The sequence below is a fragment of the Streptomyces sp. NPDC127106 genome, assembly GCF_042677605.1.
GTDB lineage: Bacteria > Actinomycetota > Actinomycetes > Streptomycetales > Streptomycetaceae > Streptomyces.
In genome coordinates this window covers 349,564-363,673 of sequence record NZ_JBHXTC010000001.1, presented here as the reverse complement: position 1 = coordinate 363,673, position 14,110 = coordinate 349,564, and the positions used below count along the sequence as shown (strand labels likewise).

14 protein-coding genes are annotated in these 14,110 nt (G+C 73.3%); 10 read left to right on the top strand and 4 right to left on the bottom strand.

Going from position 1 to position 14,110, the window contains the following annotated elements:
• Window positions 1-30: 30 nt before the first annotated feature.
• Window positions 31-1,248: an AI-2E family transporter gene (locus ACFVGY_RS01525; RefSeq protein ID WP_385669197.1), complete on the bottom strand. Its 1,218-nt coding sequence runs from the start codon at window positions 1,246-1,248 to the stop codon at window positions 31-33.
• A 247-nt stretch (window positions 1,249-1,495) separates the two neighbouring features.
• Here ACFVGY_RS01525 and ACFVGY_RS01520 point away from each other — a divergent pair, with 247 nt between their 5' ends.
• The 4 genes from ACFVGY_RS01520 (at window position 1,496) to ACFVGY_RS01505 (ending at window position 5,425) form a co-directional block, all read left to right on the top strand.
• Window positions 1,496-2,107 (top strand): type 1 glutamine amidotransferase domain-containing protein, encoded by a 612-nt coding sequence (locus tag ACFVGY_RS01520; protein ID WP_385669194.1) that lies wholly within the window; start codon window positions 1,496-1,498, stop codon window positions 2,105-2,107.
• Window positions 2,088-3,182: a glutamate--cysteine ligase gene (locus ACFVGY_RS01515; protein WP_385669191.1), complete on the top strand. Its 1,095-nt coding sequence runs from the start codon at window positions 2,088-2,090 to the stop codon at window positions 3,180-3,182. Before ACFVGY_RS01520 ends, ACFVGY_RS01515 begins: the two co-directional genes overlap by 20 nt.
• 169 nt (window positions 3,183-3,351) lie before the next feature.
• Window positions 3,352-5,046 (top strand): cytochrome c oxidase subunit I, encoded by a 1,695-nt coding sequence (gene ctaD, locus ACFVGY_RS01510; protein ID WP_385669188.1) that lies wholly within the window; start codon window positions 3,352-3,354, stop codon window positions 5,044-5,046.
• Window positions 5,036-5,425 (top strand): cytochrome c oxidase subunit 4, encoded by a 390-nt coding sequence (locus ACFVGY_RS01505; RefSeq protein WP_385669185.1) that lies wholly within the window; start codon window positions 5,036-5,038, stop codon window positions 5,423-5,425. The genes ctaD and ACFVGY_RS01505 overlap by 11 nt, the downstream gene beginning before the upstream one ends.
• 88 nt (window positions 5,426-5,513) lie before the next feature.
• On the opposite strand, the gene ACFVGY_RS01500 is transcribed toward ACFVGY_RS01505, so the two are convergent.
• A complete protein-coding gene (locus ACFVGY_RS01500; protein WP_385669182.1) occupies window positions 5,514-7,181 on the bottom strand; it encodes a cytochrome bc complex cytochrome b subunit in 1,668 nt (555 codons plus the stop codon).
• Between the two features lie 260 nt (window positions 7,182-7,441).
• Between ACFVGY_RS01500 and ACFVGY_RS01495 the strand changes: the two genes are divergently transcribed.
• Together ACFVGY_RS01495 and ACFVGY_RS01490 are read left to right on the top strand one after the other, a co-directional pair.
• Window positions 7,442-8,239 (top strand): VOC family protein, encoded by a 798-nt coding sequence (locus ACFVGY_RS01495; protein WP_385669179.1) that lies wholly within the window; start codon window positions 7,442-7,444, stop codon window positions 8,237-8,239.
• A gap of 14 nt (window positions 8,240-8,253) precedes the next feature.
• Window positions 8,254-9,216: a hypothetical protein gene (locus ACFVGY_RS01490; RefSeq protein ID WP_385669176.1), complete on the top strand. Its 963-nt coding sequence runs from the start codon at window positions 8,254-8,256 to the stop codon at window positions 9,214-9,216.
• Here ACFVGY_RS01490 and ACFVGY_RS01485 read toward each other — a convergent pair.
• Window positions 9,194-9,910 (bottom strand): YoaK family protein, encoded by a 717-nt coding sequence (locus ACFVGY_RS01485; RefSeq protein ID WP_385669173.1) that lies wholly within the window; start codon window positions 9,908-9,910, stop codon window positions 9,194-9,196. The genes ACFVGY_RS01490 and ACFVGY_RS01485 overlap by 23 nt on opposite strands.
• A gap of 34 nt (window positions 9,911-9,944) precedes the next feature.
• Between ACFVGY_RS01485 and ACFVGY_RS01480 the strand changes: the two genes are divergently transcribed.
• From ACFVGY_RS01480 to ACFVGY_RS01465, 4 genes are all read left to right on the top strand, one after another.
• Window positions 9,945-10,379 carry a VOC family protein gene (locus ACFVGY_RS01480; protein WP_385669170.1) on the top strand — a complete coding sequence of 145 codons (435 nt, stop codon included), beginning with the start codon at window positions 9,945-9,947 and terminating at the stop codon, window positions 10,377-10,379.
• A gap of 109 nt (window positions 10,380-10,488) precedes the next feature.
• Window positions 10,489-11,703: an RNA ligase gene (locus tag ACFVGY_RS01475; protein WP_385669167.1), complete on the top strand. Its 1,215-nt coding sequence runs from the start codon at window positions 10,489-10,491 to the stop codon at window positions 11,701-11,703.
• A 3-nt stretch (window positions 11,704-11,706) separates the two neighbouring features.
• Entirely contained in the window at window positions 11,707-12,648 is a 942-nt protein-coding gene (locus ACFVGY_RS01470; protein ID WP_385669164.1) for an AAA family ATPase, read from the top strand.
• A gap of 21 nt (window positions 12,649-12,669) precedes the next feature.
• Window positions 12,670-13,029: an NYN domain-containing protein gene (locus ACFVGY_RS01465; RefSeq protein WP_385669161.1), complete on the top strand. Its 360-nt coding sequence runs from the start codon at window positions 12,670-12,672 to the stop codon at window positions 13,027-13,029.
• 73 nt (window positions 13,030-13,102) lie between these two features.
• Here the strand turns inward: ACFVGY_RS01465 and ACFVGY_RS01460 are convergent, their stop codons facing one another.
• The gene (locus tag ACFVGY_RS01460; protein WP_385669158.1) at window positions 13,103-13,819 is read right to left on the bottom strand and encodes a hypothetical protein; all 717 of its coding nucleotides are present in this window, start codon (window positions 13,817-13,819) and stop codon (window positions 13,103-13,105) included.
• Window positions 13,820-14,110: the final 291 nt, after the last annotated feature.

The window sequence follows — 14,110 nt, the reverse complement described above, 5'->3', positions numbered from 1 at the left end:
CCCGGATCGGTCCCCGGATCGGTCCCCGGATCAGCCCCCGCCGGCCCGGTGCCGCAGCGCCAGCCGCACCGCCCACAGCACCGACACCAGGGGTACGGCCACCACCGCGCCGACCAGCCCCGCGGCAATGGTCCCCGCGGCCACCGACAGCGCCACCACGACCGGGTGCAGCCGCACCGCCCAGCTCATCACCAGCGGGTGCAGCACGTGCCCCTCCAGCTGCCCGATGAGCACGATCAGCGCGACCACGAGGGCGGCGACCAGCGGACCCTTGGTCGCCAGCGCGACGACCACGGCGACCGCGAGGGCGATCGGGGACCCGATGAGCGGGATGAACGCGAGGAAGAACTCCAGCAGGGCCAGCGGCACCGCCAGCGGAACCCCCAGGGCGTACAGCGCGACGCCCACGAGCACGGCGTTCGTCGCGGCGACGAGCACGATCCCGTGGGTGTACCCGGTGAACGCCCGCCACGCCGCCCGGCCGGCGACCTGGGCCCGGTCCCGCCCGCCCCGCGGGAGCTGGCCGCACAGCCAGTTCCACTGCCGCTCGCCCGACGCGATGAAGAACACCGCGCAGAACAGCCCCAGCGCGCCCACGGTCAGCGCGTGCGCCACCCGGCCCGCGCTGTCCCAGGCCGTGCTGAGCAGCGAGGTGCGGTGGCTGGTGAGGTACGAGCCGATCCGCTCCCGCAGGTCGGTCAGCGCGCCGGGGGCCATCCCGAACGGCGCCCGGTCCAGCCACCCCTGCAGCCGGCCCAGGCCGACCCGGAACTCCGTGACCAGCGACTGCCACTGCACGGCCACTGTCTCCCCGATGCCCGCCAGCACCGCCATCAGGACCACGATGCTCCCGACGACCGCGCACGCCACCGCCAGCGGGCGCGGCATCCACCGGTCCAGCAGGTCCGCCGGCGGACGCAGCAGCGCGGCCCCGACCAGCCCGAGGAAGACGGCCACGGCCACCTCGTGGAACCGGCCCAGGACCACGAAGACCGCGTACACGGCCGCGCCGACCACCAGCAGCCGCCAGGCGTACGCGGCGGCCGTCCGCAGCAGCGGCGACACCGCGCCCGGGCCCCCGCCCGACCCGGTCGGCGGCCTGCGGCCGCGCACCCCGGTCTGGGTCCCCGGACCGGCCCCGTACCGGGCGCGGGTGCGGCGGGCCGCCACCCGGATGGAGGAGCGCGGGCCGTCCCCGCGCGGCCCCGCCGGGTGGCGGTCCGGCCGTGCCGCGGATCGCCTGCTCATCTACGCGTGTACCGCCTCTGCCGGTGGCGAAGGTCCGTCGCCGTACGAAGTCCCACGCAGGACCGGACGGCGCACGCACCCGCCGGCGGATTCGCCCGAAGGAGGCGGGCGGCCGCCGGATGCCCGGGTTTCCCGGAGTTCCGCGGACGGGCATCCCTGCCATGCTTGAGGTGAGTCCTAGCGGGCAGACGCGGAACCCACCTGGGGCACCGCCGGCCCGGGCCCCGGACCGAAGGAAGTGAGCCTGGTGCGCATCGCCTTTCTGACCGCGCCCGCGGGCGTCGAGGAGATCGAGCTCATCGAGCCCTGGAAAGCCGTGCTCGACGCCGGTTGGGAACCGCGGCTGGTCTCCACGAAGCCGGGGGAGGTTCGCGCCTTCCGGCACCTGGAGAAGGCCGGCCGCCACCACGTCGACGACGTGCTCGGGCAGGACGCGGTCGCGGCCGCGGACGGCTTCGACGCGCTCGTCCTGCCCGGTGGCCTGGCCAACCCGGACGCCCTGCGCCTGCACGAGGGCGCCGTCCGGTTCGTCCGGCGCTTCTTCGACGCGGCAAGACCGGTCGCGGCGATCTGCCACGCGCCCTGGACCCTGGTCGAGGCCGACGTCGTACGGGGCCGCACGCTGACCTCGTGGCCCAGCCTGGCGACCGACATCCGCAACGCCGGCGGCACCTGGGTGGACGAGGAGGTCCACGTGTGCCGCGCCGCCCCCGCCACCTTGGTCACCAGCCGGAAACCGGCGGACCTGGAAGCCTTCTGCGGGGCACTCGTCAAGGAGTTCGACAGGGAGTTCGACACGGGGGTCGGCACGGGTATCTCGGCGAGGAGTACGGCGGGACATGACCACGGTCGGGGTTGAGGAAGAGTACGTACTGCTGGACCCCGCCACCCACCTCCCGGTGGCCTGCGCCGAGGAGGTGCGGGCCCGGGCGGGTCTCGGGGCCTGGGCGGACGAGGGCGAGGTCCAGCACGAGCTGCTCCAGGCGCAGGTGGAGGTCGCCACCCCCGTCTGCACGGACCTGGAGGAGGTCGGCGGCCACCTGCTGCGGCTGCGGCACGCGGTGGCGGCCGCCGCCGAGCAGGAGGGGTGCGTGGTCGCCAAGACCGCCACGGTGCCGCTCCGGGACGGGATCCCGGTACCGGTCACCCGGGAGACGCGGTACCTCAAGATGCGCGAGGAGGCCGGCCGACTGGTCGACGAGCAACTGATCAACGGGATGCACGTGCACGTCGCGATCCCCGACCGGGACACCGGCGTGGCCGCCATGAACCGGCTGCGGGTCTGGCTGCCGACCCTCCTCGCGATGTCCGCCAACTCGCCCATGTGGGACGGGCGCGACACCGGCTTCGCGAGTTGGCGCACCATCGTCTTCGGCCGGTGGCCGGTCAGCGGCCTCCCCCCGCACTTCGACTCGCTCGCGGACTACGAGCAGCGGATCGACGCGCTCGTGGAGTCCGGGATGATCGCCGACCGGGGCCAGCTGTACTGGCAGGCGCGGCTGTCCGAGCGCTACCCCACGATCGAGATCCGGTGCCTGGACGTGCAGCTGGAGGCCGACGACGCCGTCCTGCTCGCCGGAATCGCCCGGGCCCTGATCACCACCGCGGTCAACGAGGAGAAGGCCGGCGCCCCGCCGCCCGTCTGCGCCCCCGAACTGCTCCAGGCCTCCCTGTGGCACGCGGCCCGGTACGGCCTGAGCGGCACCCTCCTCGACCCGAACGGGCACCGGCAGAGCGCCGGGGACGTGCTGTACATGCTGGTCCAGCACATCACACCCGCCCTGGAGGAGGCCGGCGACCTGCGGGAGGTCAGTGCGCTCCTGCACCGGCTGCTCCAGCAGGGCACCCCCGCGGACCGGCAGCGCCGTGCCTTCACCGACGGCGGGATCCAGGCCCTGACCGACCTCATCACCACCAAGGACGCCGCGGACTGACCCGGCGCCCGCGGCGTCACGCCCCGCCCGCGGGGCCCGGCCGGACCGGTCCGACCGGGCCACATTGCGGCGCGCCGTCGCACCGCCGCGCCCCCGCAGCTGTAGCAGAGAGGGGTACCGGTACGGCGGCCGCCGGGCCGCGGTGCGGTGGCGAGGCTCGGGAGGCCGGATGACGTCAGTGGACCCCTCGCCCCACGGCGCACCGCCCTCCGGTTCCGAGGGGTCCGCCCGGACGGAGGCCGGACAGCGCACCGAACGCCGCGCCGGCCAGGGCGCGGCGCTGCTGCGCTGGCTGTCGACCACCGACCACAAGGTGATCGGCAACCTCTACCTCGTGACGGCGTTCGCCTTCTTCCTGTTCGCCGGGGTCCTGGCCCTGCTCATGCGGGCCGAACTCGCCCGCCCCGGCACCCAGATCCTCTCGAACCAGCAGTACAACGAGCTGTTCACCGTGCACGGCACCGTGATGATGCTGCTGTTCGCCACCCCCACCTTCACCGGCTTCGCCAACGCGGTCATGCCCCTGCAGATCGGCGCGCCCGACGTCGCCTTCCCCCGGCTCAACGCGTTCACCTACTGGGTGTACCTCTTCGGCGCTCTGATGGTCGTGTCCGGGTTCCTCACCGAACAAGGGGCGGCCGCGTTCGGCTGGTTCGCGTACGCCCCGCTCAACGGGGCGGTGTACTCGCCCGGTCCCGGCTCCGACCTGTGGGTGATGGGGCTGGCGGTCTCCGGGGTGAGCACCATCCTCGGCGCGGTCAACTTCATCACCACCATCGTCTGCCTGCGCGCGCCCGGGATGACCCTGTTCCGCATGCCGATCTTCACCTGGAACGTGCTGTTCACGTCGATCCTGGCGCTGCTGGCCTTCCCCGTACTCGCCGCCGCCCTGCTGGCCCTCGAAGCGGACCGGAAGCTCGGCGCGCACGTCTTCGACGCGGCCTACGGGGGCGCCCTGTTGTGGCAGCACCTCTTCTGGTTCTTCGGCCACCCGGAGGTCTACATCGTGGCCCTGCCGTTCTTCGGGGTGGTCAGCGAGATCCTGCCCGTCTTCAGCCGCAAGCCCATGTTCGGCTACGCCTCCCTGATCGGCGCCACCATCGCCATCACCGGGCTGTCCGCGACCGTGTGGGCGCACCACATGTTCGCGACGGGCGCGGTGCTGCTGCCGTTCTTCGCCCTCCTGTCCTTCCTGATCGCCGTACCGACCGGGGTGAAGTTCTTCAACTGGATCGGGACCATGTGGAGCGGTTCCCTCTCCTTCGAGACCCCGATGCTGTGGTCGGTCGGCTTCCTCGTCACCTTCCTCCTCGGCGGGCTGACGGGCGTCCTCGTGGCCTCGCCGCCGCTGGACTTCCAGCTGACGGACAGCTACTTCGTCGTCGCCCACCTGCACTACGTCCTGTTCGGCACGATCGTCTTCGCGACCTTCGCCGGCTTCTACTTCTGGTGGCCCAAGCTCACCGGCCGGATGCTGGACGAGCGGCTCGGCCGGATCCACTTCTGGACCCTCTTCATCGGCTTCCAGACCACCTTCCTCGTCCAGCACTGGCTCGGCGAGGCCGGCATGCCCCGCCGGTACGCCGACTACCTGGCCGGAGACGGGTTCACCGTCCTCAACTCGGTCTCCACCATCGGGGCCTTCCTGCTGGGGCTGTCCACCCTGCCGTTCCTCTACAACGTGTGGAGGACACAGACCCGCGGCGAGCGGGTGACCGTCGACGACCCCTGGGGCTGGGGGCGCTCGCTCGAATGGGCGACCGGCTGTCCGCCGCCCCGGCACAACTTCCACGCCCTGCCGCGGATCCGCTCCGAATCCCCCGCCTTCGACCTGCACCACCCGGAGGTGACCCGTGAAGGGTGAGGCCTGGCTGTTCACCGGCACCGCCCTGTTCTTCGGGGCCACCATGGCCGTCTACGCCTGGTTCTCGGGGGAGCCGGCGGGAACCGCCGCGCTGGCCGTGTCGTTCCTCATGACGGCCCTCGTCGCCGCGTTCCTGTGGCGGCAGTACCGGCGCGGCGGCAGCCGGCCGGAGGACCGGGGGACGGCCGAGGTGCAGGAGGCGGGCGGGCGGCGCGAGTTCTTCCCGGCCCGCACCTACCTGCCGGTCACGGCGGCCGCGGGCAGCGCCCTGATCGGCCTGGGCGTGGTCCAGGGGCTGTGGCTGTGCCTGATCGGGTTCGGCATCCTGCTGCCCGCGGTGGTCGGCTTCGCCTTCCGGACCCTCGACCACCCCCGGTAGCGGGGGCGGGCGGTCCGGGGCCCTGGGCCCCGGGCCCCGGGTCCCGGGTCGGGCCGCGGGCGCGGCCCGGGGCGCGAGCCCCGGTCCCTCAGGCCCCGTCCGCGGGTGGCCGCCGGTCCGGACCGGCCAGGATGTCCTCGACCGTGCGGCGCTGCCCGGGGGGCAGCGGGTAGTGGACCCGGTCGGCGTAGTACCAGGCGCTGAGTGCGGACCGCGTACGCCGCGCCAGACGCCGCAACCGCCCCGCACCGGCCGCGGGCTCCGGGCCCGCCGCCGGCAGGGGCTGGGGGCGCTCCCGTACGAGGATCCCGTGCCGTTCGTCGGCCGACAGCGCCCGGTGCTGCGGGTGGAAGCCGCCCTCCACCCCCTGGACCACCAGCCCCGACTCGGAGCCCCCGGCCAGCTCCGCGGCCTCCCGCGCCTGGAGCGCCAGGCACAGCCGCCGGGTGGTCCAGAACGCGGCCGCCGGTAGGACGAAGAACGCCACCCGCAGCGTCCAGGTCACCGCGGCGACCGGCACGTCGAAGACGAACGCCGCGATGTCCTGGGCGCCCGCGACGAGCAGTACGGCGTAGCAGGACAGCGCACCGACCGCCAGCCCCGTGCGCACCGGCCGGTCGCGCGGCCGGTCGCACAGGTGCCGCTCGCCCGGCCCGGGCGTGATCCAGCGTTCGAAGTAGGGGTACGCGTACAGCACCGCGAACAGCAGTCCCGGCAGGACCACCGCGGTGAGCAGGGGGTTCCAGTTCACGGTGTGGCCCGCGATACGGGTCTCCACGCCCGGCATCAGCCGCAGCGCGCCCTCCAGGAAGCCGATGTACCAGTCCGGCTGGGAGCCCGTGGAGACCAGGTCCGGCCGGTAGGGGCCGTACACCCAGATCGGGTTGACCTGCGCGGCGCCCCCGAGGACCGCGAGCACGCCGGCCACGGCGAGGAACAGCCCGCCGGACTTGGCCACGTAGTTCGGGAAGAAGGGCAGGCCGACGGCGTTGCGGCCGGTCCTGCCGCGGCCGGGCCACTGGGTGTGCTTCAGTGCGAAGACCAGCAGCACGTGCACGGTGACCAGGGCCACCAGCAGGCCCGGGACGAGCAGGATGTGCAGGGCGTACAGCCGCGCCACGATGTCCTCGCCGGGGAACTCGCCGCCGAAGACGAGCATGCTCAGGTACGTGCCGACGACCGGGACCGACAGCATGATCCCCTGGGCGATGCGCAGACCGGTGCCCGACAGCAGGTCGTCGGGGAGCGAGTAGCCGGCGAACCCCTCCAGGAGCGCCAGCAGGAAGAGCGTGACGCCGATCGTCCAGTTGAGCTCGCGCGGCCTGCGGAACGCGCCCGTGAGGAAGACGCGCAGCAGGTGCACCCCGATCGCGGCGACGAACACGATGGCCGCCCAGTGGTGCATCTGGCGAACCAGCAGCCCGCCCCGCACGTCGAAGCTGATCGTCAGGGTGGAGTCGAACGCCCGGCTCATCCGCACGCCCTGCAGCGGCTCGTACGAGCCCCGGTAGACCTCCTCGGCCATCGACGGGTCGAAGAAGAAGGTGAGGTACACCCCGGTCAGCAGCAGCAGTACGAAGCTGTACAGGGCGATCTCGCCCAGCAGGAACGACCAGTGGTCGGGGAAGACCTTGCGCAGTACCGAACGGGTGAGCTCCGCCAGCGGCAGCCGCGCGTCCAGCCACTCCGCCCCGCGCACCGCCGGGTGCCGGGCCGCCCTGCCCTTCCGTCCTGTCGTCCGCGTCGCCGCCGGCACCCGCTGCACCTCCTGTCGGAGCCCTCGCCGTCGCAGGGAGGGGGAGGGGAGGGCCGGGCGAGCCGCCCGGAGTAGCCGCCACGCTACAGAAAGTGGTCAACGGGGATCAATTCAGACACGGCGCTCCGGTGCGGGGCGCATGATGGTGGTACCACCACCGGATGGGCGCGCGGACAGGCGTCTCCGTGTCGCTGCGCCCGACGTGCGGGCCACCTCCCCTGACGCGAGGATGGGGGCGGGACAAGGACGGAGCGTGAACCGTGGAGATTTCTACGAGAGAGGTCTTCGGCGCCCCGTGCTGGGTGAGCCTGATGGCCCGCGATCTGCAGCAGGCCCAGGAGTTCTACGGCGCGGTCCTCGGCTGGAAGTTCCGGCCCGCCCGCCTGAGCGACGCGTTCACCATCGCCGAGCTGGACGGCGTCGCCGTCGCCGGCATCGGAGCGCTGGCCGGAGACCTGGCCGTCGCCCCGACCTGGACGCCCTACTTCGCCGTCGACGACGCCGACGTCGCCACGGACCGGATCCGCGAGCGCAGCGGCACGATCGCGGTCGGCCCCGTCACCTTCGCCGGCGGCGGCCGGGGCGCCGTCGCGGCCGACCGGGACGGCGCGGTCTTCGGCATCTGGGAGGGCCGGGTCTCCTCCGAATGGCGCGTGGGCCGCGGCCGCGCGCCGGCCTGGCTGGAACTGCGCACCCGCGACGCCTTCGAGTCCGCGATGTTCTACGGCGAGATCTTGGAATGGGCGACCGGCCGCGTCGGGTGCTGCGAGGTCTCCTACGAGGACGACCAGGTCGTGCTGCGGCAGGCCGGCGAGCCCGTCGCCCGGCTGAACGGCGGACTCGGCCCCGACGCCGCCTCGCACGCCCCGGAGTCGAGGCCCCGCTGGCACGTCTACTTCGGCGTCGCGGACCTCGACGAGGCCATCGACGCGGCCATCGCGGCCGGGGGGACCACCCTGTCGACGATCGTCTCCAGCGCCACCGAGCGCTGGGTCACCGTCCGCGATCCCGAGGGGGCCATGCTCACCCTGACGGCCGCGCGGGCCCAGGAGGGCTGACGCGGGCGGCCGGCGTGCGGGTGGTGGAGCGGCTGCGCCGCCTGCCCGGCCTCGCATGGTGCAGGGAACTGCCCCCCGCCGCGGGCGGCGCCGTCCTGGCCCCCGGCATCCTCTCCGTCGGCCTGCACCTGATCGGCCGGGAGGCGCTCTCCCTGGCCGCACTGGCCGTCGCCGGGGCGCTCTGGCTGCTCCTCGCCTTCGCCTTCACCTGCCGGCTGGTCTGTGACCGGCCGCGGTTCCGGGCCGCCGCCTACACCCCGGCGGCGCTGACCGCCGTGGCCGCCACCGCCGTGCTCGGCTCGCGGATCTCGATGCTGGGCCGACAGACGGCCGCGGCCGCCCTGCTGGCGCTGGCCGCGGCACTGTGGCCGGGGTTGACGTTCGCCGTCATGCGCCACTGGAAGCGGCAGATGGCCGGAGCGGTGTTCCTCGTCTGCGTGGCCACCCAGGGGCTCGCCGTCCTGGCCGCGACCCTGGCCCTCGCCGGCCTCGGCGACTGGCTCGCCCGGGCGGCGCTGGCCGCCTTCTGTCTCGGACTGTTCTTCTACGGGGACGCCTTCACCCGGTTCGACCTGCGCGAGGTGGTGCGCGGAGCGGGCGACCACTGGGTGGCGGGCGGCGCGCTGGCCATTTCCGCCCTGGCCGGCTCGAAGCTCACGGCGGTGCCCTGGACCGGCCCGCTGCCCACGGCGCTGCACTGGGCCACGCTGGCCGCCCTCGCCCTGGCCCTCGCCTGGTACGTGCTCCTGCTGGCCGCCGAACTGCGCAGCTGGCGCCCGCACTACGAGCTCCGGCGCTGGGCGACCGTGTTCCCGCTCGGCATGACGGCCACCGCCTGCCTGTCGGCGGCCGGACCGACCGGCGTCGGCTGGCTGTTCCGGTGGGGGGAGGTGCTCCTGTGGATCGCCGTGGGCGCATGGCTGCTGACGTTCGCCGCCTTCGCCGCCCTTGCCGTCACCCGCCCGGGCGGCCGGTGACCCGCCCCGCGGGCGGGCCGGCAGCGGCTCTGCCCGCCACCGCGGTCCACGCGAGCAGGCCGACCGTCAGGGCCAGGGCGGGCCAGGGGCCGTGGTGCAGCGTCAGCAGGGCGCCGGCCAGTGCACCGCAGAACAGGGCCGCGACCGACACCAGCCGCCGTACCGCGGCGGGCCCCCGCCGGTCCGCGGCCAGCCCCGTCAGCGTACGGGTGACGACCGTGGTCGTCAGATCGGGTACGGCCAGTCGGTGCACGACGGCGTTCTGCACGCCCATGCCGAGCGCGAGCAATCCCACCGCGGGCAGCCGACCCGCGCCCGCCGCGGACACCGCGAGCGCGCCCGCCACCAGCACGGCCTGTACTGCCATCAGCGGCCCGAACAGCCGTCCGGCCGGGTGGCCGCGGCGGGTCCGCCCGGCCGCCGCCGCCCCGGCGGTGAAGGCCGCGAGCGCCAGGAGGGAGGCGGCGGCCGAGAACTGCCGGTCGCCCGCGAGCGCGAAGCCGAGCAGGACCACGTTGCCGGTCATGTTCGCCACGAACACCTGGTCGAGGCCGATGAAGCTCACCGCGTCGACGAGCCCGCTCACGAACGTCAGCCCGATCAGCAGCGGGGGCAGCACCCCGTGCGCACCGCCCCCGCCGCCGTCCCGCGGCGGGAACAGCCATCCGCCCAGCACCCGCAGCGTCCGTTCCATGGCGTTGTCAGTGCCCCTCGGTAGGGTCGGCTCCATGGCCTACACGTTCCAGGTGACCATCGACAGCACCGACCCGCACTCCCTCGCCGACTGGTGGGCGGAAGCCCTCGGCTGGGAAGTCGAGCCCACGGACGAGGAATTCATCCGCCGGACCGTCGCAGCGGGGCATGCTTCCGAGGACGACACCACCACCCACCGCGGCAGGCTCGTCTGGAAGGCGGGCACCGCCATCCGCCACCCCGAGGGCGCCGACCGCGCCCCGCGGGTCCTCTTCCAGCTCGTCCCCGAACCGAAGACCGTGAAGAACCGCGTCCACCTCGACGTCCGCACCGGCACCGACGACCCGAAGGCGGTCGTCGAGCGCCTGATCGACCGGGGCGCCACCTTCCTGCACGACGGCCGCCAGGGCCCGTTCGTCTGGACCACCCTGACCGACCCGGAGGGCAACGAACTCTGCGTGTCCGAATGACCCCACCAGGGCCGCCACGCTGACCGCACCCCCGCGACCAGCGGTAATTCGGTACCGGGCACTCCCTCCCGCAGTCGAGAATGAGACATCTCGAAACGGGAGGGACCCCATGGGCCACAATCAGGCCTACCTGACTCTGGACGACCTGATGCCGCGGCAGGAGCTGGCGGCAGCCATCGACGCCGGCTACGTCAGCCGCAAGCCACACCCCGAACTGCCGCTGTCCATCTACACCTACACCCGGACGGCACAGTACGAGCGGGTCTGGAACCAGGTGACCGTCCGCTGCCGCGGGCTCGTCGCCGACGACACCACGGGTGCCGTCGTCGCGCTGCCGCTGCCGAAGTTCTTCAACGTCGGCGAGCACGAGTCCGGACAGCCCTACGCCCCGGCCCTGCCCGACGAGCCGTTCGAGGTGTACGAGAAGGTCGACGGCAGCCTCGCGGTGGTGTTCCACTACGCGGGCGCCTGGCGGGTCGCGTCCAAGGGGTCGTTCATCAGCACGCAGGCGGTCTGGGCGCAGCGCCGCCTCGACGGCCGGGACACCTCGGCCCTCGTGCCCGGCACGACCTACCTCGCCGAGATCCTGTACCCGCAGAATCGTATCGTCGTCGACTACGGCGACCGCCGGGACCTGGTGCTCCTCGCCGCCTTCGGCCCCGACGGCACGGAGGTCCCGCTCGCCGAGGCCGCCGGCCACTGGGAGGGGATCGGATCGGTCGTCACCCTGTGGCCCGCGATGCCGATCGACGAGCTCGTCGCGCTCACCGAGGCGAGCACGATGCCCGGCGGCCGCGCCGCCACCGGTACCGATGCGGAGGGGTTCGTGCTGCGCTTCGCCTCCGGAGTGCGCGCGAAGGCCAAGCTGTCCGAATACGTACGCCTGCACAAGGTGCTGACCGGCGTCACGGAACGGGACATCTGGCGCAGCCACGGCATCCAGCGCTTCGCCGGCCTGCCCGCCAAGCAGGTCGCGCAGGCGCTCGGCTGCACCCTCGCCGAGGTGGAGGCCTCGGGAGGCAAGCCGCTGGACGCGCTGCTGGAACAGGTGCCGGACGAGTTCGACGCCTGGGTGCGCGCGGTCATCGACCGCCTCGAGGACGAGGCCGCACGGCGCGAGCAGGCCATCGACGAGGCCTTCGGCCGGCTGGCGCCCCTCGCCTCCGACCGGGGCGCCTTCGCGCGCGCCGCCAAGGCGCTGCCCGACAGCGGGATCCGCGCGGCGGCGTTCCTGCGTCTGGACAACCGTCCCACCGAGCTCGTCGTGTGGCGCCACGTGCGGCCGCAGGCGTCCGACCCGTTCACGACCGATGAGGAGAACTGACCAGTGTCCGCACGACCCGAAGAGCCCGTACGGCCCGTCGTCCACGTCATGACGGGGCTGCCGGCGTCGGGGAAGACCACCGCCGCGCGCACCCTGCAGGCCGAGGCCGCCGGCCGGATGCGCCGCGTCAACCTCGACGACCTGCGCACCATGCTCGACGTCCCCGACCCCGAGCGGGGCCGCTCGTACCGGCACGAGCAGACCGTCCTGGCCATCCAGGACGCCGCGGTCAGTGCCGCCGTCGAGGACGGCTTCGACGTCGTCGTCGACAACACCCACCTGACCTCGCACATACCCAAACGACTCAAGGCCGCGGTCGCCGGCCGGGCCGCCTTCGTCGTGCACGACTTCACCCACGTGCCGCTGGAGGAGTGCCTGCGCCGTGACGCCGAGCGCGAGCGACCCGTCGGCGAGGAGGTCATCCGGATCCTCGCCGACAAGCACGCCAAGGCGCGCAAGGGCGGGTGGCGGCTCACCGCGGACTGGCTGAACGACGAACCGGCCGTGCAGCCGTACGTGGCCGACCCGTCCCTGCCCCCGGCGGTGATGTGCGACATCGACGGCACCCTCGCGCTGACCGGAGCCCGCAACCCGTACGACTTCTCGCGCTGCGAGATCGACGAACTGAACGAGCCGGTGCGCTACGCGCTGGACGCCTTCCGGCGCGCCGAGGGTGACACGATCGTGCTGTTGTCCGGGCGGGGCGAGGAGCACCGCCCGCAGACCGAGGCGTGGCTCGCCCGTCACGGGGTGCCGTACGACGAGCTGTGGATGCGTCCGGCCGGGGACACGCGCCGCGACGACGTCGTGAAGGCCGAACTGTTCGACGCGCACGTGCGGCACCGGTTCGCGGTCCGGGTGTCGCTGGACGACCGGGACCGGGTGGTCGCGGTCTGGCGCCGGATGGGCCTGCCCACCTGGCAGGTCAACTACGGCGACTTCTAGCCCGCCGCTCATACTGGGACCGTGAGCGTGCTGATCGTGGACGGCGCCAATGTCGTCGGGTCCGTCCCGGACGGCTGGTGGCGCGACCGGCGGGGCGCGGCCGAGCGGCTGCGCGACCGGCTGGCCCGGCGGGACCTGGTGGCGGGCGAGGAGGTCGTCCTCGTCGTGGAGGGCGCCGCCCGGGGGGTCGAGTCGGTGCCCGGAGTACGGGTGGACTCGGCGCCCGGCAGCGGCGACGACCGGATCGTGGAACTGGTGGCGACCTTCGCGGGAAGCGGGCGCGACTGCACCGTGGTCACGGCGGACCGGGAACTGCGGTCCCGGGTCCGGGCGTACGGAGCGCAGTGCGTGGGGCCGCGTGCCGTACGCCCGGAGGACTGACCGGGCGGTCGAAGGACCGGGCGGTCGGAGGAGCCGGGGAGCTGGGGAGCGGGGGAGTCCCGGCGGGCCGGGGTCAGTCGCAGGAGCCCACCCGGTCCAGGTTCTTCACGTAACGGGCCGCGACCCAGGCCTTCTTGCTCTCCTTGCCGGCGTTCGCCCGCTTGGCGGACATGGCGGCCTCCTCGTCGGAGTCCTCTGCGAGCTCGTCCTCCAGGTCTTCCTCGGTCCCTTCCTCGGCCTCTGCGTCGGTCTCCTCGTCGGCGTCAGCGCCGAGGTCCTCCTCGCGCTGGTCCTCCTGGTCCTCCTGGTCCTGCTCGTCGAGCTGCTCCTGCTCGTCGCGCTCGTCCTCCCGCTCCTCGTCCTTGCCGCCCTTCTCCTTCTCGTCCTCCTTCTTGTCCTTTTCCTTGTCCTTGTCCTCCTGGCCCTGGTGGGAGTCCTCGTGCTCCTCCACCAGGAGGCGGTACCAGATGTCGTTGCCGTCGACCTTCTGGCCCTTCACCTTGCACAGGATCGCGACCTTGCGGTCCGACCTGACCTCGCCGACGGAGCGCGAGTCGGCCGTCGGAAGGCTCCTGACCTTCAGCGAGCCACGGGAGACGACCTTGCCGACGGTGTAGTGCCGGCCGTCGTACTTCCCCGACGACCCGTTCTTCGGTTCGACCAGGCGGAGGTCGTGCGACGGCCCGTCGTCGCTGTGGCCGCCGTCCGCGACGGCGGCGCCCGCGCCGCCCAAGCCGAGCACCAGGCTTCCGGCGGCGAGAGCGATGACGGCCCTGGTGGGCTTCAGCATGTGCAGGCTCCTCTGCGAAGGCATCCGCCCGGCCGCGATGCGCCGCGGTCCGGAGCGGCGACCGGGCGGTCGCCAGGGACGACTATGACGAGAGCGCATCCAGCCGCCCCGATGACGCACCGTCATTTCGCCCGAAATGCCCAACATGTATCGCTCTGGTGTACGTGGGCCGTGCCCGCCCCCCGTACGGGCACGGCCTCGCCGCAGGGCCCCGGATCCCAGGGCCGTGGCCGGACACCGCCGGCACGGCGAATGTACGCGGACGGGGCCGCCCCGCTCACCCGTCCGCAG